The organism is Symmachiella macrocystis (genome assembly GCF_007860075.1).
GTDB lineage: Bacteria > Planctomycetota > Planctomycetia > Planctomycetales > Planctomycetaceae > Symmachiella > Symmachiella macrocystis.
Genome location: NZ_SJPP01000001.1, coordinates 801,320 through 822,697, shown reverse-complemented (window position 1 = coordinate 822,697; position 21,378 = coordinate 801,320). Strand labels below are relative to the sequence as shown.

General features: G+C 54.7%; 14 protein-coding genes. 7 read left to right on the top strand and 7 right to left on the bottom strand.

Annotation, left to right across the window (positions count from 1 at the left end; all coding sequences use genetic code 11):
* Positions 1-29 precede the first annotated feature (29 nt).
* Positions 30-443: a hypothetical protein gene (locus CA54_RS03190; protein WP_146369414.1), complete on the top strand. Its 414-nt coding sequence runs from the start codon at positions 30-32 to the stop codon at positions 441-443.
* Between the two features lie 369 nt (positions 444-812).
* On the opposite strand, the gene CA54_RS03185 is transcribed toward CA54_RS03190, so the two are convergent.
* From CA54_RS03185 to CA54_RS03175, 3 genes are all read right to left on the bottom strand, one after another.
* Positions 813-1,709 (bottom strand): UbiA family prenyltransferase, encoded by an 897-nt coding sequence (locus tag CA54_RS03185; protein ID WP_146369413.1) that lies wholly within the window; start codon positions 1,707-1,709, stop codon positions 813-815.
* 56 nt (positions 1,710-1,765) lie between these two features.
* Positions 1,766-3,604 (bottom strand): phospho-sugar mutase, encoded by a 1,839-nt coding sequence (locus tag CA54_RS03180; RefSeq protein ID WP_146369412.1) that lies wholly within the window; start codon positions 3,602-3,604, stop codon positions 1,766-1,768.
* A 112-nt stretch (positions 3,605-3,716) separates the two neighbouring features.
* Entirely contained in the window at positions 3,717-4,199 is a 483-nt protein-coding gene (locus CA54_RS03175; RefSeq protein WP_146369411.1) for a hypothetical protein, read from the bottom strand.
* Positions 4,200-5,223: 1,024 nt separating this feature from the next.
* On the opposite strand from CA54_RS03175, the gene CA54_RS03170 reads away from it, so the two are divergent.
* The 5 genes from CA54_RS03170 to CA54_RS03150 all read left to right on the top strand — a co-directional run bounded on the left by CA54_RS03170 (position 5,224) and on the right by CA54_RS03150 (position 11,248).
* Positions 5,224-6,777 (top strand): hypothetical protein, encoded by a 1,554-nt coding sequence (locus CA54_RS03170; protein ID WP_146369410.1) that lies wholly within the window; start codon positions 5,224-5,226, stop codon positions 6,775-6,777.
* A gap of 222 nt (positions 6,778-6,999) precedes the next feature.
* Positions 7,000-7,965, top strand: coding sequence for an NAD-dependent epimerase/dehydratase family protein (locus CA54_RS03165; protein WP_146369409.1), 966 nt, complete (start codon positions 7,000-7,002; stop codon positions 7,963-7,965).
* Between the two features lie 115 nt (positions 7,966-8,080).
* Entirely contained in the window at positions 8,081-9,016 is a 936-nt protein-coding gene (locus CA54_RS03160; RefSeq protein WP_146369408.1) for a UDP-glucuronic acid decarboxylase family protein, read from the top strand.
* A 246-nt stretch (positions 9,017-9,262) separates the two neighbouring features.
* Entirely contained in the window at positions 9,263-10,255 is a 993-nt protein-coding gene (locus CA54_RS03155; protein WP_146369407.1) for an NAD-dependent epimerase/dehydratase family protein, read from the top strand.
* A 57-nt stretch (positions 10,256-10,312) separates the two neighbouring features.
* The gene (locus CA54_RS03150; RefSeq protein ID WP_146369406.1) at positions 10,313-11,248 is read left to right on the top strand and encodes a hypothetical protein; all 936 of its coding nucleotides are present in this window, start codon (positions 10,313-10,315) and stop codon (positions 11,246-11,248) included.
* Positions 11,249-11,281: 33 nt separating this feature from the next.
* Here the strand turns inward: CA54_RS03150 and CA54_RS03145 are convergent, their stop codons facing one another.
* A complete protein-coding gene (locus tag CA54_RS03145; protein WP_146369405.1) occupies positions 11,282-12,517 on the bottom strand; it encodes an outer membrane protein assembly factor BamB family protein in 1,236 nt (411 codons plus the stop codon).
* A 216-nt stretch (positions 12,518-12,733) separates the two neighbouring features.
* On the opposite strand from CA54_RS03145, the gene CA54_RS03140 reads away from it, so the two are divergent.
* On the top strand, positions 12,734-13,663 hold the full coding sequence (locus tag CA54_RS03140) for a carbohydrate ABC transporter permease (RefSeq protein ID WP_146369404.1): 930 nt from the start codon (positions 12,734-12,736) through the stop codon (positions 13,661-13,663).
* Between the two features lie 316 nt (positions 13,664-13,979).
* Here CA54_RS03140 and CA54_RS03135 read toward each other — a convergent pair whose 3' ends face one another.
* From CA54_RS03135 to CA54_RS03125, 3 genes are all read right to left on the bottom strand, one after another.
* Positions 13,980-14,921 (bottom strand): PEP-CTERM sorting domain-containing protein, encoded by a 942-nt coding sequence (locus CA54_RS03135; RefSeq protein WP_146369403.1) that lies wholly within the window; start codon positions 14,919-14,921, stop codon positions 13,980-13,982.
* Positions 14,922-15,030: 109 nt separating this feature from the next.
* A complete protein-coding gene (locus CA54_RS03130) occupies positions 15,031-15,453 on the bottom strand; it encodes a hypothetical protein (RefSeq protein ID WP_146369402.1) in 423 nt (140 codons plus the stop codon).
* A gap of 439 nt (positions 15,454-15,892) precedes the next feature.
* On the bottom strand, positions 15,893-21,178 hold the full coding sequence (locus CA54_RS03125) for a tetratricopeptide repeat protein (protein ID WP_197532172.1): 5,286 nt from the start codon (positions 21,176-21,178) through the stop codon (positions 15,893-15,895).
* Positions 21,179-21,378 lie beyond the last annotated feature (200 nt).

Genomic DNA, 21,378 nt, shown 5'->3' with positions numbered 1-21,378 from the left:
CGAGGGGTCGGGAGACCCGCGCACAACTAATGTCCTCACGCCTGTTTCCTACGGCCTACAGCCTAAAGCCTAAAGTCTCGCCGCCGTATGCGGCGCAGGAGGACGTGATGCGTGTGATGTGGTTGGTGTTTGAGCGATTGCCGCATCCTGAGGCGGTTTGTTATGCAGCGGGAGAGGCGGATGTGCGGTTGGCGGAGGTGTTGTTCCAGCAGCCGCGGATTGAGCGGATGCGATATGCGGAGCAGTTGCGGAATTTTTTACGCGAGCAAGAAGGGCTGTCGCCGTTCGAACGGCCGGGGGTGGCTTGCCGGGAAGGGGACAGTTTGTACCGGGTGATTTCTTGGCGGTTCGCGAAATGGTTGGCGAACGTATTGCCGGCGGAGGGGTCGCAGTTGGAGGGGGTGAGGGGGCGGATAGATGACTGGCTTTTGAGTGTGGAGTAGCGGGTCGGGAGCCTCTCGTAAAATTCGACGCTAATGAAAAGACTCCTCACGCAAAGCCGCAAAACTCGCAAAGGAATTTTCCATATCGAATCGATTATCAACGGTCTGCGGATATGATGTCCAACCCGATTATTAATCTCTTAAAAACGATCTCCCGGCCACTCAGTCGGCATTATGAAATCGATTTACCCCGATTATTTCTTGGCGATCTTTGCGGCTTTGCATGAGGCTATTTTAGAACTCACGGCTGGTTAGGATTCCCGCGGTGGTGGAAATCTGTGGACGGACTGATGTGGGGGTAAGAAACCTTGGCAATATCAGGATCCTCATGCCTATCGCCTCAAGCCTGCCTTCCTTCAACCTAGCAACTCAAGTCACCGCGATGCGGCGGGCGAGGAGTAGGGCGGGGATGACGAGGGCGGCGACGGCTAGGGAGTACTCGACGCGTTGGGTGACGAAGAGGACTAAGGCGGCGTCGATGAGGGGAAGGGAGAGGAGCATGGTCTTGATCGCTAGGCCGATTTTGGGGCCGACGGGATCGAAGATTGCGGCTGCGAGGCGGCGGTTGATCACGAGTAGGATCACCGCGAAGAGCATCAAGACCGAGAGGGGGTTGCCTAGGTTCTTGGTGGATAGTACGAATGAAATGAGCAGCATCACACCGGTGTTGACGAGCAGCATGCCGGTGACGGCTTGAAATTTGCTGCGGCGTCCGGTGTTGGCTTCGCAGCGGGCAAACCAGGTGACGCCGACGATGTAGACGCCCAGCGCGAGGGCGATGCCGATGTGGTGTCCGCTCCAGAGCGATGGGGCCGTGCTGGCGCCGAGAATCACATTCAGGCTGCGGCAACTGCCCATGGCGATTGGTCCCAACGGCGTGGCTTTGAGTAGCCAGTCGTAAGCGAAGATCGCGACGACGATCATTAGGGCGACCGTGAGGCTGGATGGTCCCACGACCGAAGCAGCGCCAACGCCGCCGGCCATTAACAGGCCGCCGAGTCCGATTGCATTGGTTAGCGGAACACGTCCCGAGGGAATGGGGCGTCCGGGCCGCTCTTGGGCATCGATGCGACGATCAAAGACGTCGTTGAAGACCATTCCGGACAAATACAAACCCCCGGAGGCCAACAATAACAGCACGAAGTCCAACACCGATGTGAAGCTGCGGTGGACGATGAGATATCCCAGAAAGATATCGGCCATTGCCGTGAAGAGGGCCGGTAGCCGGACGATTTGCAGATACGCCAGCAGTTTGGAGCGGTTCATGGTTTGCCAGTGGGCAGGGAAATAGTGGCCGGTGGCCAGAGATCAGGGGGGTGGGGTTAATTGTCTACGACCGTTTTGACCCAATTTGTTAGGGCGGTTTTGAATTCTGTTAGGGTGGCTTCTAGGTTGGTTTTGGCGGTGGTTAGGGCGTCTTTGTTGGGGCAGCTGGCTTGGGCGAAGTAGTAGAATTTGATTTTGGGTTCGGTTCCTGAAGGGCGGGCGGCGAAGGAGATTTGATGTTCGCCGGGGGCCGAATCGAAGAAGACCAAGTCCCCTTGTGGCTGGGGGAGATCTTCGACACGTGTATTGTCGGGCAGGGAGCGGATTTCGTGCGTGCCGTAATCTCTGGCGCGGGAGAGGCTGATGCCGGCCAACTCCGCGGGGGGGGCGACGCGGAATGTTTGCATCAGCGCATCGATCTGTGCTTTGCCGGTGGGGCCTTCGCTGACGAGCGACGTTTGCGATTCGGTGAAGTACCCGTGCTCGACGTAGATTTCGTCCAATCGATCAAGCAAGGTTTTCCCCTCGGCGTGCAGTTCTGCGGCGAGTTCCAAAATGTACAAGCCGGCGATAGCGGCGTCTTTGTCGCGGGCATATTGGCCGGCGAGGTATCCGAGTGATTCTTCGGCGCCGAAGACAAAGTTGTCCGGCCCTTCGCGGTCCATGGTTTGGCCAATGTATTTGAAGCCGACCAGCAGATCGTCGATGGCTCGTACGTCGGCGGCTTGTGCGAGTTTGGCGATGAGCGGTGTGGTGACTAACGTTTCGATCACATAGTGTTCCGGCGAGAGGGTTCCGGTCTCTTTCCGTTTGCGCAAAATGTAGTCGGCGATCAACACGCCGATGCGATTGCCGCTGACGTGCACGTAATCGCCTTCACTGTTGCGGACGGCGATTCCCAAGCGGTCGGCGTCGGGATCACTGGCCAATACAAGTGCGGCGTCTTCGGCGCGGGCTTGTTCGATGGCGGGGGCGAAGACTTCGGGGCGTTCGGGGTTGGGCAATTGGTCGGGGACGTTGGGGAAGTTTCCATCAGCGGCGCGTTGCGGCTCAAAGATGGAAACACCTTCAAATCCGGCGGCCTCAGCGGCGCGATAGACGGCTGTCTCGCCGACACCGTGCAAGGGGGTGAAGACGGCTTTGATGTCGCGCGCTTTGGAAAGACTCATGGCCAGGACATTGGCGATATAGGCGCGGTCGACTTCGGCGCCGATGATTTCAATTTTGCCGGCGGCGACTGCTTCGTCAAAGTCGATGGTGGCGAGTTCCTGGCATTGATAGACGCAATCGATAATGCCTTTGTCGTGCGGCGGGAGGACTTGGCCACCGGTGGACCAATACGCTTTGAAACCGTTATCCGATGGGGGGTTGTGGGAGGCGGAGACCATGGCGCCGACGTCGCATTTCAAATGCCGCACAGCGAAGGATAACTCGGGGGTGGCACGGGGCGATTCGAACAAGTAGACCTTGAGGCCGTTGGCGGCGAAGGTTGTGGCGGTCAGTTTTGCGAAATCGTTAGAACGCAGTCGCGTGTCGCTGGTCACAACGGCCACACCGCTGGATTTTCCAGTGGCCTGTTGCATGTAGACGGCGAGTCCCTGCGCGGATTCACCGATGGTGCGGTTGTTGATCGTGGCAGAACCGATGTCGGCCATCAAGCCGCGACGTCCGCCGGTCCCAAAGGGGATCACTTCCCAGAACAGGCGGTCCAATTCCTCGAAACGGTCCGCATCGACCAGCGCGAGCACGTCCGGGACATATTCAGCGAGATAGGGTTCAGTCAGCCACCGAGAGGCGTTGGTGGCGCTGGCGGGTGTTAAGCGGTTCTCAGCGGCGGCGGCTTCGATTTTGGCTAAGGCCGAACGAAGTCGCTCGTCAGGTGTCGTGGAACTCATCGGGGATCACTCGCGAATCGATTAGCTTGGTTTCGGGGTAGCGGCGCGCTGTTACGTCGCCGCTAACTTTACCAAAACATGTCGCGATCAGCGAGTGTAGGGGGGAGGGTAGTCAGGCGTTGGACGCGTACAACTCGGCGTATTCCAGCACCCACATGTCAATCAATTGCCGAAAGGATTCCGGGTCCGCTTCGACGAGCATTTGATAGCGGGTGCGGCGAAAGAGTTCCTTGTTGTGAATGGTGCCCTTGGCGCGGAGTTCGAGGATATGCACGGAGGCAAAGGGGCTGATGACCATTTCCAGTCGGCTGAAGGAATTGGCGCGGCGGCCGTCTTCGACAAGCAAATCATCACGGGAGATGGTCGCCCCCCAGCCACGTTCGTCGGTGGCGGTGTTGAAGCGAAAACCGGGAAAATGGTCGGCCAATTTGCGGAGGCAGTCCTCGATCTGTTCGGAGAGCTCCAATTGGTACTTAATATGGAGCTGCTTCAGTTCGGCCTCGCCCAATTTGCGCTGTGCATCTTCGCGCGCCTGGACGTCGCCTTGGTGCTGACCGCGTTCAATGGCCCGTTCGAGCCGCTTTTCAAAATCCATCGGTTGCTCTGGTCTCCCGTAGAAATCGGGCGGCGATGTGGAAGTGGGAACGCTTGCCCGACTGTGAATCGCCCCTGTTTCGTTCAAATTAACAGTTTGGCGGTTCAGTTGCCAATAGTAGAGGGGGGCTGGTGCTTGGTGGGCGGTGGGCAGTAAAAAAAGTGGCCAGTGGCCGGAGGTGGGGTTGGGGGGGATTTGTGCTTTGCTGGGCGATTGCGCTGGTTTGTGGGTGTTTTTGTGTAGTGGGGCTCATATTTGCTTTTTGTGGGGGAAGGCCTGTAGCTTTGGGGGTGAGCTTGTTGGTTGTGGTGTTGGGGGTGCTGGAGACCTGCGGTCGGGATGGGGCGGGGTCTGGAGACCCGCGCAGAACTACCCGGGTGTGGGGGTGGGAAACCCCGTGTGCAACTCGTGGCCTCACGCCTGTTTCCTCATGCCTCAAGCCTCAGACCTGTTGCGGTCCCTACCACCGGTTTGTGCTTGACACTTGGTTTGTGGGATTTAGAATCGGAATTTAGGTGCAATCCGGCTCTCAACCGAGTACAGTAGAAGGGCGGATTGTGTATTTTCAATTCGCCTGGTGTTTTTACGCCAATTCGTCGAATTTGGCTCTCTGTTTCCCGTTCTCTACTATTGTGCGGCCAAGGACAATGGGTGTGCAAAGCATGCCTGAGTCGGAGAATGACAGAGGGCGTGGGGTGTTCCGCACCTTAGGGATGATCGGCAGAACCGTCGTTTTCGTGAAATCTGCTGCCGGCCGCTACCGTTGGCGAATCTTTTGTAAACTCATCGGCCGCCGGGAATTGGCCTTTGACCGGTGTAGCTATTACCGTGTACATTGGATGGACACGTTCTTGCGCAGGGCATTCGCGCAGGTGGTTGATTCCGCCGTGATGTATCACTGACCGCCGCTATCAACAGAATTGACGATTTTCCGGTGTCTCGTGCCGACGGTTGTCTGACCGTATCAAGCACAAGCTCAACCGGGTTTTGTAATTGGTTCCAGCAATTTTCAGGATGACAGAATATGGCTTCGTCCAAGAACACCGGGCTTACGCTCACTTTGGTCTTCTTTGTGATCACGACGTTGATCAGCAGCGTGTGGGCGATCATGATGACCCAAGAAAACCAGGAGCGGTTGGCGACGCAGGAAGAAGACAAAAAAGCAGCGGTCGAAGCCAATCAATTGGCCAAATCGACGTTGGATGATAATAACCAGCTGAAAGCCCTTTTGGGGCATGATCACCCTGAAGTGGGTGACGCGAACGAGGAACTCAAGGACGAAACCGTTGTCGGAGCCGTGTTGAACGATTTGAAGACTTACGGCGGCGAACAGCAAGAATCAACGGTCCTGGCGACATTGCAGAAGATGCACGCTGAGTTGTCCTCTGCGAATCAGCAGTTGGCTCAAAAACAGAAGATGTACGACGAATTGCAGGCGCGGTATGCCATGTTGGACCAGACGAACAAAGACCAATTGGCAAAGCTCGACGAAGCCCGCACAGCAGCAGAGCAGTCGTTGGCGGAGAACACGGAAACGCATCAAGACATTCTGTCCAAAAAAGACGATACGATTCGTGAGAAACAAGAAAGCGTCAATACTGCAGAAGGCCGCGCCGAGGAAGCGGAGCAGAAACTAGCCGACGTTTCGACCGATTTCACTGATCGAAGTAAGAAGCAGATGGCTCTCAATCGTCGCTTGTCGAGAGAGCTACGCGATATTAAGAAAGAGGAAGTCGAACGTCCTGACGGAGAAATTGTGAAGGCTAGCCGCGACAAACGGATGGTCTGGATTAACCTGGGAAGTTCAGATCGGTTGCCGAAACGGATGACGTTCAGTGTCTACAAGAAGGGACACAGCGGTATCGCCCGCACGAATGCCGACATCAAAGGCGCGATCGAAATCACCAAGATTCTGGGTCCCCACTTGGCGGAAGCCCGCGTGGTCGATGCTGACTTTCGGTTACCAATCACGGATCGTGACCCGATTTACACGCCGCTGTGGAGTCCCGGCCGTACAGAGAAAATGGCGATTGTGGGCTTCGTGGATCTCGATGGCGATGGCCGCTCAGACCGTAAAAAGTTGCGAGAGTTGATCACCTCATCCGGAGCTTCGGTCGTTACGGAAATCTTGGATGACGGGACGACGATCCCGGACGATGCTGATTTCAGTAATTTGATCTCAACCGACGTGAAATTCGTGATTTTGGGCGACATGCCCCGTCCTGAGGATTCCAGTGTCCCCAAAGAACGAGATCAAATCCTCGAAGTCTTGAGAAAATTCAACTCAATGCAGGAAGCGGCGTTGGACAATGGTGTGCGTCTGGTTTCGCTGAGCGACTTTTTAAACTTCATCGGTTACAAGGCCGAACAACGTTTGTACCGTCCGGGCGACAAGCGGAAGTATACGCTAAAAAGCGGATCACGCAGTGCGGCTGTGGATGAAACGATCATCCGCCTGGGCGACGGCAGTTCCGGCCAGACTGCCGGGAAATACTCACGGCACCCACTGCTGAAAACGAGAACTTCTTCGGATCAGACATCCAAACGGTATAAGACCACCGGTGAGGATAAAAAATAACCGTTCACCTCATGGTGGCCGGTCAAAGGCTAATTGGATAGAACCTGACAGGGTGAACCTTGGTTGAACACGGTTCACCCTGTTTTTATTTTGCCCCCATCCCGTTGCCGCTGCTTTTTCTCCTCTTATCGTCCAGGGATCGTTGTTGAGCAGCCGTTGTGGCTGGACTAACATGTCGCGTATCGCACAGACCCACCCCCAGTTGCTGAAGCTTTGTTTCGCATGACAAAAGTTCTTATCACCGGTTCGGCGGGTTTCATTGGCTTTCATACTGCAAAGCGGTTGCTGGCCGATGGATACGAAGTGGCTGGGGTCGATTCGCTCAACGACTATTATACCCCGCGGCTTAAGGATGCGCGTCACGCGGATATTGCGGCGACCTATCCCCAGTTTCAAGCCCACACCATGGACTTGTGCGAGATTGATCGCGTTGTGGAATTGTTTGAGCAGTTCCAACCCGATTTGGTTTGTCATCTGGCAGCGCAGCCCGGCATTCGTTATTCGCTGACGCATCCGTTGACGTACGGCGAGCGCAACCTGACCGCCTTTATGAATGTCTTGGAAGCTGCCAAGAACCAAGGGGTCACACGGTTTGTCTACGCTTCCAGTTCCAGCGTCTATGGCGGGAACGAGAAGCTGCCGTACTCCGAAAGCGACACGGTGGATCAGCCGATGAGCATCTATGCCGCCACAAAACGCTCCAATGAGCTTCTGGCCGGCACGTACAGCCGTCTCTTTGATTTTCAAACGATCGGGTTGCGATTGTTCACGGTGTACGGACCGTGGGGGCGGCCCGATATGGCTCTTTGGAAATTCACCGAGTCGATTCTCGCCGGCACCCCGATCAGCGTTTACAACAACGGCGAGATGTATCGTGACTTCACGTATGTGGAGGACATTGTCGAGGGGATTCTGGCCACATTGCGGGCGCCCGGTTTAGAAAAGGCCGAGGTCATCAATCTGGGCAATCATCGTGCGGAGTCGATCATGGATTTGATTGCCGAGATCGAACAGGCCACCGGAAAAGAGGCGATCAAGCAGCTCGAGCCGTTGCAGCCCGGCGAACCGGTGCGGACTTTTGCCGATATCGACAAGGCCCGCCGGTTGTTGGATTTCGCGCCGCGGACTACGATTGCCGACGGCGTGCCGCGGTTCGTAGACTGGTACCGACAATGGACCGGCGATTGAGATCATGGTGCTGGCTGTAACTGAGTTTTCAAGGGACACGTTGATTGCGCGCGGCCAACCGTCGTATCACGGCAAAGCATACACCTCTTAGATTCGTAGAACGGGACGATCGACGATGACGACGACACTTGTGACCGGCGGCGCCGGTTTTTTGGGCAGCCATCTATGCGATCGGCTGATCGAACGGGGCGACGAGGTGATCTGCGTCGACAATTTTTTTACCGGCGGCAAACGGAACATCGAACATCTGTTGGATCATCCGCGCTTTGAGTTGATCCGCCACGATATCGTCCATCCACTGCATGTGGAATGCGATCAAATCTTCAATCTGGCCTGTCCGGCCTCGCCTCCCGCCTATCAATACAATCCGATCAAAACGATCAAGACCTCCACGGTGGGGATGGTGAATGTCCTGGGGTTGGCCAAGCGTTGTCGCGCGCGTGTTTTGCAATCGTCGACGTCGGAAGTCTATGGGGATCCACACGTGCATCCGCAGACCGAAGATTATTGGGGACATGTGAATCCCATCGGGCCGCGCAGTTGCTACGACGAAGGGAAACGGGTCGCGGAGTCGTTGTGCGTTAATTACCACCGCGAGAACGGCGTGGACGTGCGCATCGTGCGGATCTTCAATACCTATGGACCACGGATGGATCCGCAAGACGGGCGGGTAATTTCGAATTTCATCAATCAGGCGATCCAGGACGAGCCGATTACGATCTACGGCGACGGCAGCCATTCGCGATCGTTTTGTTATGTGGATGACTTGATTGAAGCCATGCTGCGAATGATGAATCAAGAAGAAACCATCGGCCCCGTGAATATCGGAAACCCCACCGAAACCAGCCTGTTGGACCTCGCGCAAACGATTCGCAGCATTACGAATTCCCAATCGGAAATCACGCATCACCCGCTGCCGCAAGACGATCCCAAGCAACGCTGTCCGGATATTACGCTGGCCAAGAAGGTTCTCGACTGGACGCCGCAAGTCGAGTTGCGACCCGGTTTGGAAAAAACAATCGCGCATTACCGCAGCCTGTTGGAAGGTTAATTCCCTCGGCGACGAAATTCGGCTGCGCGAGCGGTGTTGCACCGTCGCGGGCAATCTGGGAGATTATGCGATCGTCGTTGCGGCAGCCTCCGCTCCGGTTTACGGCGACGTGTTTGCTGTCTATCCAATCGCTATCGAAAAATCGCACTGGCGGACAAGCCGCCAGTGGCACGCCTTATTCCCTGCGGAGCGGGAACGTCGTTGTAGAGACACAAGGAGGTCGCTATCTCAGACCAACATAAAATCATGCTCGTCACCGGTGCTACCGGGTTTGTTGGCAGCCACGTGGTGCAGAAGGCGATCGAACAAGGATACACGCCACGAGCACTCGTCCGCGGGTCCAGCAACCGGGCATTGCTCGACGAATGGGGCGTGGAACAAGTCGTCGGCGATTTTTTTGATCACGACGCACTCAAAAAAGCAGTCGACGGCGTGAGTGTGATTGTGCACTGCGCCGCGAAGGTGGGGGACTGGGGACCGATCGACGACTACCGCGCCGTGAACGTCCGTGGGTTGGAACATCTGTTGCTTGAAGCGGAAGCGGCCGGCAGCTTAGAGCGGTTCATCCAAGTCAGTTCCTTGGGGGTCTATGAAGGCCGCGACCATCACGGAACCGATGAAAGTGAACCGGCGACCCTCACCGGCATGGACGGCTACACGCTCACCAAGGCCGAAGCGGAACGGCTGGTGCTGGAACATGTCCGCGACAACAGTCTGCCTGCGACGGTGGTTCGGCCGGGATTCATCTACGGCCCGCGCGATCAAACCGTGCTACCGCGATTGTTGGAGCGGCTCAAGATTGGGCAGGTGAAGTTCTTCGGTTCCGGTGAACAACTTTTAAACAACACCTACGTGGGCAATCTGGTCGACGCAATTTTCCTCTGCCTGGAGAAGCCGGAGACGATTGGCGAAGTGTTCAACATCACCGACGGCCAACTGGTCAGCAAGAAACACTACATCTCCTCGGTCGCCGAATTGGCCGGTTATCCAGTACCGACTGGGTCGGTCCCACTGGGGGTGGCGCGGTTTTTGACCAAAGCCTCGGAACGGGTCTATCGGCTATTGGGCAAAAAAGAAGCTCCACTGTTATCCAACGCGCGGTTCAAGTTCCTGGGCCTGAACCTCGACTTCTCTATCGAAAAAGCCCGCCGCGAACTCGGCTACGATCCGCAGGTGACGTTCGATGAAGGGGTACGGCGGATGATGGAGTGGTACAAGACCGACGGAGGGGCGGTTTAGTACTGAGAAACCTTGTGGATTGCCGATCTATCCACAAACGGCCGGAGAGGTAAGTCGATGGCAGGCACCTACCAGTGGGTCAATTGGGCACTGCAACGCCCTTGTCTATTTAAGACTGGTCCGCAATGGTTTTCTCCCAAGAATACTGCTAGTCAATTGCTCGACTTGAAGCTCATCAACAGTGGCGAGAGCGAAGGCAAGCTATTCGACGGAATTTATGTGCTGTGCTTTAAAAGGAAAGTCGATGCAAACGGCGTGGAGTTTGAGATTCCGGAGTTAGGACATCGGGTTTCGGCTTCGCTGATCAAAGACGGACTTTGGAGACAAGCACAGCATGTATGCGGGCAATGCGAAGCGAACGTCGCGAAGCAAGAGATGGACGAGATTGCTGGTTGTCACGGGACGCTCCAGATCTATCCTGAGTGGAAAGAATTAGAGGATGTGCTTCAGAGGACCATTAAAGAAAAAGGGTTGGAGTCCCGTATACGCGCGACGCTACTTGAGACTACTCCACAGTGGTATGGGTTGTGGGCGTCGTCTCCTCTTTCAAAGTCGCAATGCGAAATAATACATCTTCTCCTGACTGAGATTCGCGACCTCGACGATTCAGTCGAAAATGGGATTCTTGATTTTCTCAGTGCGTTACGTGTGGCGATTGCTGAGGACATTGCATTGCACGTGTCCCTCGCCCCACCTGGTCACGATGATCTCGGCATGCGTACTACGTTTCCACACTGCCCAAGATGCAAGGCAGGAGCTATCCGTGATTCAAGGCAAGACATTTCGATTTACGATCCTTTGCCATGTTCAGTCTGCGGATTTGTGTATGTTCCTAGCGAGCAAATGAGCTCTGAGCAGTCCTGGTTCTCATACGAGACGTTGGACCTTGAATATAAACTCGGTCGCGAAAATTATTTGAAATTTGTGCGGGGTTATCTGAAACACGTCGGATTCACTGCGGAAAAGGTGGATGAACTCATTCCGCAGGAATAACGATCGTGCGTGCAAATGGCGCATGAGCTTTCGCTATTCGTCCCGCACGTCGTAGCACAACAGCACGTCCATGTCGCGCAGGTAGAGTTTGCCGTCGGCAATGACCGGGTGGGGCCAGGCGTTGTAGTCGCTTCGCTCGGGTTGGTCGAAGCGGCCGGTTTCGACGAATTTCTCGGGGTTGGCTTCGACCAGGGCGACGGGGCCTTTTTCGCCGCGTAAATACAGGTGTCCATCGGCGTATAGCAAAGCTCCCTTGCCCACGGAGCGCTCAGCCCATTTAACGTCGCCGGTTGTTAGGTCAAGGCAGGTCCATACGTTGTTGTTGGCACCGTAGATGTAGCCATCGACGATCACCATGCCGCCATGATGGTTTTTCATCATCGGTGTTTTGTACATGAATTCTGATTCGACGCCGTCCCCATCAGCATTGAGTTTTAGCAACGCGCCGCCCGTGCCGTAGCCCGACGCGGTGAAGACATAATTGCCGGTCAGCAGCGCTGTGGAACAGTTGGCTACCGGGTTGGCCGAAGCGGTATTGCTCCACAGGAATTGACCGTCGTCGGCACGAATTCCAATGGTTGCATCACTCGTGAATTGCACGTATTGCTTCACTCCGCCAGCTGTGGTGATCACGGCCGACGCATACCCCGCGCGGGCTTTGTCTTTGGTGATCGAGGTCCAAATCTCTTTGCCGGTTTTTTTGTCGAGGGCAACAACGGTGCCTTTGCTACCGCCGGGTGTGCAGATCAGCCGATCGCCATCGATCAACACGGATTCACTGATGCCCCATTTGATGTTTTCGCCGTCGTACTCATCCAGGATGTTTAACTTCCAAACCACGTCGTGGGTCGTGCGGTTGATGCAGGCCAGATTGCCGCTGCCGCCCAACACATAGAGAAAGTCGCCGTCGATCGTCGGTGTACCGCGGGGACCGTTACCGCGACCTTGTTCGTAGGCTTCGCCGATTGCAGTTTGCCAGAGGATCTCTCCCGTTTTTTCATCCAAGGCGAAAACTTGTTCTTGCCCATCGAGGTTGCCCATTGTGTATAGGGTTCCACCGCTGACGGAAACGGTCGAGAATCCTTCGCCGATGCCGCGGGTTGTCCACAACAATTTTGGACCCTCTTCGGGCCAAGAGGTCAGCAGTCCGGTTTCGGAGGAGCGGTTGTCGCGATGGGGGCCACGAAACTGTGTCCACTCTTCCGCGGTAACCATCCCGGCTGTGAAAAATAACAAGCTCAGCACACCGGCAGACACAATCCGTCTCATCGTTGATTCTCCTGGGTTCGATCAAAATAGAGCGCCGGACGCGAGCATCGTCGCGGGGATGTTCGACGTGCCAACAAGGTGTCGGCATGATAAGGCATCGGTCGAATCACTGACAATTTCAGCCGCGTCAGTACAATCCGATTTTCAAAGACACTCTACAAACCATAAGCCGGTTCCCTCAAGTCTTATCCTTTTTCTGATATACTCGCCGACGACATGACAAATTCCTCCCGCCAAACCCGAACCGGCTTGTTGTTCGTCGCACCCTGGTTGGTGGGTTTGTTGTTGTTGACCATATATCCGTTCTTGCAGTCGTTGTATTGGAGTTTTTGCCGCTACGACCTGTTGAGCGAACCGCAATGGATCGGTGTCGAAAACTATCGGCGGTTGGCAGCCGAGATCGAGCGGGGCGACGAGTTTGGGCAGGCGCTGTGGAACACGGTGTATTACGCGGCGCTGGCGGTGCCGGGCAGTGTGCTATTGGGTGTGGGATTGGCAGTGGCGCTCAATTTGCGGGTCAGGGGACAGGCGGTTTATCGCACGCTGTTTTTTATCCCCTCGATAGTGCCGACGGTGGCGACCTCGATCCTTTGGTTGTGGTTGCTGAATCCCACACGCGGCCTGGTGAACCGTCTGCTTGCGCCGACCGGATGGGCGCCCACTTGGCTGAATAACGCGGCCGAAGCGTTTAGCCCGGCTCAGTTGTGGGCGGGGACAGCGGGTCTCGGCTCGAAGGATGCGCTGGCCTTGATGACGCTGTGGGGGGTAGGAAACTTCATGATCATCTATCTGGCTGCCCTGGGGAATATTCCACGTGAGCTGTACGAGGCGGCCCAATTGGACGGGGCAGGCCGTGTGCGGCAATTTATGGCGGTGACGCTCCCGCATTTGACGCCGGTGATCTTTTTTAACGTCGTGATGGGGCTGGTGGCGGCCGTACAGTACTTCACGCAGGCCTATGTGGTCAGTGGCGGGAGCGGCGGTCCGGAAGGCTCGACACGGGTGCTTTCGCTACACATCTTCCTGTGGGGCTTTAAGTACCTGGATGCGGGTTACGCTAGTGCGGCGGCCTGGGTGCTGTTCGTGCTCGTGGCGGCTGTGACGTTACTGCTGTTCCGATCCGCACGCCGGTGGGTGCACTATTAGGTTGCTGGTTCTGCTCAGTGACTGTTCCGCTCCATCCCTCGGGGGCATTCCTCGGGGGCGTAGCGATCACAGCCCTCTGCCTGCTGCTGAGGCCCGCACACGTCAAGACGAGTATCAAGGCCCGGTATCGGCAATCGAAGCCGGTTTCCGCCTGATTCAGGACGCTAGGGGCCTTGGAGGAGGATTGCTTGGCGGGTGATCGTTGGGAGGAGGGTAACAAGCAGGGTAAGGCGCAATAAAAAACGCCCTCGGAGAACATTTCTCCGAAGGCGATGTTTAACAGTCTATTTAGCTTTCGAATTCAGATTTAGCTGAATTAGGCAGCTTTTTTGGCGTTACGACGACGACGGGCGGCAACACCGACCAAAGCGACACCACCGAGTGACAGCAGAACAAAGCTGCTCGGCTCGGGGACTACGTCGAATGTCGAGGAACCGTCGATGGCGGCTTGGACGTCGATACCGGTTCCCCAACCATTTGAGAATCCGGGGAAAACAGCATCGATGTTTGACGGCAAGGCACCAGGAAACGGCGGCAGCGGTTCATCGTCAGTTGTGACAAACATCAGCAAGTTGCCGACTAAGTTGGTGATTTCGCCAGCCAAGAAGCCCAAGACCGGGTCAGCCGTCAAAACGGAACCGAATTCGGTGGAGCCACTGACTCCGGCACCTGCGAACGAAATGACACCCGTTCCGGGGACCAAGGTGAACGTAGCGACCGGGGTGCCATCGACCCAAGTCGAAGCATCGCCGGAGTTGTAGTTTCCAACACCTGGGGCCGCGGGATCAATGTTGTCAACATAAAAATTGACAGTCACTGCAGTCAGGGCGACTTGAAAATTGTTATTGTCGACGACGTTGAACATCACGCCCGTTGCGTCAACTGTGGCTGTCAGTTCTAGGAAGGAAAGACCTCCGCCAACGCCTGTTCCGCTGATCGGCGGGATAAGCGGGGAGTAAGCATTGGTCGGACCAGTTAAGTAACCTGTTGCCACAACACCACCGACAGTGTGAACGGCATCGCCATTGGTAGCATTGCCAGCACCGAGGTGGTTCGATGCAACCGCACCTGAGAACAAGAGACGGGTGATGCCGTTGACATCATTGTAGGTGTTACCATTACCGTTTGCACCATCGAAAACGCTAAAGTTCATGTCGACGGGGCTGTTGAAGCCGAGTCCGAATTGGGCTTGGGCTTTTGTACTGGGCATCAACAAAGCAGCTGCGACCAAGCTGGCCACGAAAAGTGATTTCTTCATTTTTCAAACCTTAAGTTGCTAGTTTTTTTAAGTAATTGAGCGGCCGGATCTTCCGGTAACTCGATGCAAAATCGTGTCTCTGTTTACTACTATTCGATTTGCGAAAAAACTAGCCGACGCGGGGCGGTCGGAACAGCCGGTCCACATGAGGCGGGGGCCGTGAGGTTTGAGAAGCGATGGCCAAGCGGGCCGTTAGTTGATTTTGTGAAACTTCCACCGGCAATAGCAGTCCGGCGATAGGCATTGAGGACCCGGTGCCACTCACCGAGGGGGTTCCAACTCCAGAGCCAGCATCCATGACGCCCTTAACGGCCAGCGGGCCGAACATTTGCAATAGGGCCTCAGGGGTCACCGGTTTGCGCTCGGTGTCGGTTGTTGCAGCAGAAGAACCCGATTGGGCGGAATCGACAAGGCACAGGTCGGGCACTTGAGTGGCATCAGTGATATAACCGGCGCGAGCAGTCGACGACAGGCCCGTTAAAAGGGCCATGCAGCCGAGAATCAGAACCCAATTGTAGGCTCTCCGTCGCATGTTCATTCCGGTAATTCTATAGTTGCCAGTCATCAATGGGAGGCAGGAAATGTTGCTGACACAATTGCAGCCCCCATCACTACTCTCCAATTTACGGAGATCTACCTATCCGTGTCAACAAAAAAAACTCTGTTTTGGAAGTTTTTTATGTTTACCCAAAACACGGGGTTTGGCGGGGTGATTTCGCGACAATTGTCGAATCACCAGAGAAATGCAATCTAATCGCAGCGGATGCTTGGGGAGACGCGAGAAGCCCATTCGCAATTTTACCGGAAAACTGGCCCACACGGGCTCAGAAAGGGCTGACAAGACGCGCCATAGCTGTATTAGGCCCAATGTGGAGCTCAATAACCGAACTTGATGTTCATGAAATTGTCACGATTTCGAGCTGAGAAAACAGGGGCGAGGCTTAGTCTGCATTGCTGCCCCTGTTGCTTTCTCATTTTTTCTCAACGTCCAGACCCAAATCGTGGACGAGTTGGTCATGCGCTTCGATTTCGCGGGGATGCAAGTCGTGGGGGGTGAATCCCTGTTTGCGTGCTCGCTGCATGGTCCGTTTTGCTTCAGAAAAATCTCCGGCCAGCAAGTAAGCTTGCGCGAGGTGGTAGTACATCGAGTTATTATTGGAGGTTGATTTGACCGCGATTTCCAAGTCGGCAATGGCTGCGGCGGCATCTCCTTGAATCATATGAATTGTCGCACGTGTGTCGAGGAATTCGGGCACCGGACCGCGGACAGCAATGGCCTCATTAATCAAATTCAGGGCTTTCGCGGTGTTTTTTTCGTTGCCGGTACTCATGGCGAGCAACCAAGCGAGATTGTTGTTCGCCAGCACATTTTTGGGATCTTTTTCGAGAATCGAATCATAAGCGTCGATAGCTTCACTATCGAGTTCTTGGTAGTCCCGTAACGTCGCAAGCTGCAGTTTGAGGGGAATCGAGTTTGGGTTTTGTTGCACGGCCTGGTCCACACTTTGGGAGACACGACGAACCTCTTCAGGCGTAGCGAACCCAGTGCGTAGTAGCGCGACTTTCAAAGCAATCATCTGTGCAACAGGGATACTGCCGTCATCAAGTTGGTCACAAATCTCGAGTGCTTCAGAAATGCGTTTCTGTCGGCCGTAAAAGCTAGCCAGGGCAAATTTGGCAGTTGGTTTTCGAGACAGTTGTACGTAGTCGCGGTAGATCTCTTCGGCTTTCGTGATGACGGCTTCGTTGGTGGCGGAAATTTCCTCGCCTGCCAAGGTCTCCAATATTTTTGCAATCACTAAGGTTTCTTCGGCGAATAAATCTCCCCGCGCGACAACCTTCCCTGTGAACGCAGCGGCCAGACGGGCGGCTTCTGCCGACTTTTGATCTTTGTATAGTTCGCGGGCGTTTTTAAGCACTTCGGGAGCTTGGCGGTCGTCTGTTGACTTTACAAATTCTTCGAAGACGTCGAGCAATTCTTCGGTCGGCTGGGGATCGGCCTTGTAGAGTGTGCCGATGCGCATTGCTAAATCGAGGTCGTATTTGGGGGGCGGATGGTTGTCTAAGAACTGTGTGAGTTCCCGCACAGCCGCTTCTGGATCATCGTCGGCCATTTCGATGCGGGATTTGATCATGGCCAGTGCGATCGAATCGGGTGCGATTTGCTCCAACCGCGTGATGAAGGGAGCGGCATCGCGTTGTTGGTTTTGGTTGATCAATCCATCAATGTACTCAGCAAGGTATTTTTGCGAATTCGGGGCGGCATCCACTAAATTGAGCAGTTGCCCTTTAGCAGCATCCCAGTTGCCGCGCATCTGATACAACTTGGCCAAGATAAATCGTTCCTGGAGGTTTAATTGACCGGCGGCATCAATTTCGTTGAGAATTTCAATCACTTGTTTTTGCGCGTCTTGCGTGGCATGGCGATTCAGAATTTCCATTTTGACACGCAAATCTCTGAGATCATGCGATTCGACGAGGTTTTCATCGATGAGTTTCACCGCGTTTAAGCTTTCCTGATAGACGTTGGTTGTCCCCAGCAGTAATGCTTTTCGTCGGCGGGCGGATTTGATAAATGGCTCGTCAAATTCCGATTTGCGATCGAGGATTTTTTTCAGATAAATCAATGCCTTTTCACGCTGTCCGGTTTTTGCATACAGATTGGCGGCGACGCTGAATAAGCTTGGGTTTTTCTCGTCGATAGAGAGGGCCGCGTTAACGGCTTGTTCGGCAGCCTCGGCGTTTTTCAGGCTGACGTAGTAGTCAACCATTTCGCCTAGCAGAATGCTATCGGTGGGGCGTTTGCTGAGTGCCTCTTCGTATTCGCTGGTCGCTACGTCCAGATTTCCGACGGCGCGATACATTCTGGCTAACAGTGCATGATTGTCATCACTGCCCAGATCGGTTTTTGCTTTCTCAACTTCCTGCACCGCATCCTCGCGTCGGTTGGCCTCCAGCAGGTATGCGACCAGTGCCAATCGTGCCTTGGGATCCAGGGGAGCAATCTTAATCGCATCGCGGAAATGTGGCTCGATTTCAGTCTCTTTGTCAACGCGTTTTTTGCTGCGGGCTTCCATCAGTTTGATCTGGCCAACGCGTAGGTGATAATTGGCGTTATTTTCCGGGTCGGGCGAGATTTTCTTGAGGAGGTCGACGGCATCAGCATAGTCCCCGAGTTGCACGGACGCCTGAGCCGCGTATGCCCCCAGTCGGTTGCCAAAGCCTGACCCGTTACCCGGGGTGAGCACTTCGGGTGTGCGAATCTGCACGCGGTTGACGATGCTGCGAATCTCATCGTTGCGGTTGTATTTGGAAAGCAACGGAATGAGTTGATCCAAGACGATGGAGTTGTAGTCGCCTAGATCGACGGCGATCAATAAATTATCGATAGCTGCTTGTTCATTGCCCAAAGAAAGTTCCACGCGTCCTAACACGGCTGGGATCTCAGTATCTCGCGGTTGCTTGCTTTTGGCGGCTAGCAACAATTTTCGAGCGCGCTGCAGTTGCGCAATGAGTTTCTCATCGGTAACAGTCATCTGTTGAGTGGCCAATTGCCGTTGCTGGAATTCGATTTCAAGTAACAGCGCGTTCGCTTCTGCAAAATCACCATTCGGTCCGCCGTCGCCTTCAATTTTGCGGATTTCTGCGGCGATGTGCGTAGCCTCTTCGCGCAAGGCCTCGTGTTGTTTTCGCAGTTCAGCCAACTTGTCGGCCGGTAGGTCAGGTTTGACATTGCTGAGCAGAAACTTGGAATCGGTTAGTACCAATTGCAACAAGAACAGTTGGTATTCCAAGTTGAACGGTTTGGTGTCGACGATTTGCTGCCAGTAGCGGCGTGCGTTCTTGATGGATCCGAGGCTCAGATTGGCCATGCCTAGACCTCTCCACAGCTGGATTTTCTCCTCGTCGTTCAGGTCGCCCAGATCGTCTCCCAAGGCGTTGATTTGCTCAATTGCGTCGGTTGTGTTTTCATCGTCAGCGTGCAGGAGGGCTATTGCGTTGGCACGCGTTGTGAGCAGGACGGGGAGCGGCCCGAATATCGCATCCGCTTCGTCTAAGAGTTTTAGGGCTTCAGCCTGTGTGCTTCGTTTATCCTTTCCATCCTTCTCCAGCGACCCTCGCAGGAATTGCACACTCGCCAATTCCGTCCAATACGTTGGTTCGTCGGGTTGTTGCTCGATGGCCTCCCGCAGCAACGTCTCGGATTCGTCAAGCGCTAGCTTGGCTTGCTTCGGTTTGGTGTCGTTCAATTCCGTGGCGTGGTTTTTATATGTATGAGCAAGTGCCGTTTTAACTGTGGTCCAATCCGGCGAGAATTTGCGACCCGATTTATCAAGCAGATCAAGAACCTGAGTTAGTCGATCACGGACCTCATTCCATTTGCGGCGCTGTACGGGGTTTCTTTGCATTTGCTGGATGGTGAGTCGAGCAATCTGTGACGCAACTCCATCAACAGATATTTTTGTCAGGTTCAAATCCTCGATCGCCTCGTCGGTACGGCCGGCCCGCGCCAAGGCACTGGCAAGTCGGACTCGCACGGCAATCATCAGCGGACTGAGTTCCTTGGCGCGTTCCAATGCACGCAGTTGCAATTGCGAATTGCCGGTTTGTCCATAAGCGGTGGCCAACATCATGTTGATTCTGAGAGAGAGGAGATCTTCCTCTAGCAATTGTTCTCGCGCCTCGACCAAAGCCGGAATCGCTTTATTCCAGTCATGTTGTTCAAAGAGCTGCAGAGCGTGCAGAAAGTCGACGCGGCTGCCGGGAGCATTGCGTTCTGTTAAAGAGATGAAGGCATCTTGCAATTCTTGATTCTTACCAGCGGAATCGGGGCCTTCCTCCCAATACTTGGCGAGGATCATTTGTTCGACCAATTCCAACCGCAAACGCAATTCTTCGGTAGTTGCGAGTCGCTGTCCTTCGGGAATTTGTGCCAACCCATCTTTGAGGTATTGAATCGGGGCTGATAGGTCCTGCTCAGCGGTCGGTTTCGCAAACTGCGTCGACTGTTCGTTTTTCGACAGCAATAAGTAGCTGGTCAGGTTGGATGGTTGGCGGTCAAGGACCGTGGCGGCGAATAGGTGTGCCTTTTCCCGGAATTTTTTTGCGGTCTCGGCATCCGAATGTTCGTTCGCATACCTAGCGGAGGTCGAATAAATTCGAGACGCAACCAGAAACGGTTCGATTTCCTTCGCCGGGGAATCGATTGTCTTGTCGATACTTTGCTCGGGCTGCGCGATCAAGGTTTCCAGTTGCTTCACTGACTTTTCGATGTCCTCGCGTGCTTGCTTCAGGTCGGCATCGCGGATTTCATCGTTGTCAGCTGTCTCGCTACTTTCTTGTTCCAGGACGGCTCTGGTGAAATAGGCTTGATAGGCGGGTTTGCCGTTTGCCACCATCTTTTCACCAAGCCGTGTGATCACTTCGTCAACGGTCACTCCCGTTCTTCCGGAAGGATCATACCCCTGAAAAGGCACGTCACGAGTGTGGTCCCGGATGACCAGGATTAGGTTTTTGTAAGCCTCGACCAAACTGGGGTCCAGCGCGATTGCCTCGTCAAATGCGCTGGCGGCTTGTTTCCATTCTTGTAGTTGGGCGGCACAAATTCCGGACCACAATTTTAATTCCGCGTCGTTGTCATTTTCACTATTCTCGTCATTGTTGAGCTCATCGTTGAGTTCATCAATGTCTTGTGCGGCGATTTTGAATAGGCTGAGTTCTCTCGTCAAAGCTCCTACATTCATGGCCACTTTAATGGAGCGGCGGCGGAGAGCTTGGTATTGTTCGGCGACATCATCCGTAGCGGTGCCCGCTTCTATTGCGGATTCCAATTTGCGTAATGCTGCATTGATACGCTCGTGCACCTTCCGTCGGGACCTGGGTGCGGTTTGGAATTCATCAGAGGACTTGGCGTACAGCAACCAAGCTTCGTGATCGTCTGTTTCCAGTTGTAGGTACTGCCCGAGGTAACGGATCGCATCTCGGCGTTTTTGTGTAACTTGCTTTTCCAGCTTTTCCAGCTTTTCGCCTTCGGCCGACTGCGCGGCGGTTTCGTCAGCCTTTGCCTCGTCCAGCAAGCGGACGGCGCGGTCATACAGGTCGCTTGCGTTTCGATCGACCATCACACCGTGCACGAGATGAATCACGGTCCCTGAAACCAACAGCGCAACCGCCAAGATCAAAACCAGTCGTCCGTTGACACGTCCATGACGTGTCTGGTGCGAAGTCGATTCAATTCCGAGAATTTGAGTTTTCATTTGCAGTCCAACCTGGCTTGAATTTGTTGCCGACATGCGGCCGTTTTTTTGAAGGGATCTCTCTGGTGATTCGCATCATTCGAATTCGAGCGGTCCGTCAACAGTCTGTGCCCCGTTTATGACTCGTGCCCCATTGATTCCTCTTAGTACTACTGTGTGCAGTTAGAAATCGGTGGATAAGTCCCCAGCATATTTTCTGT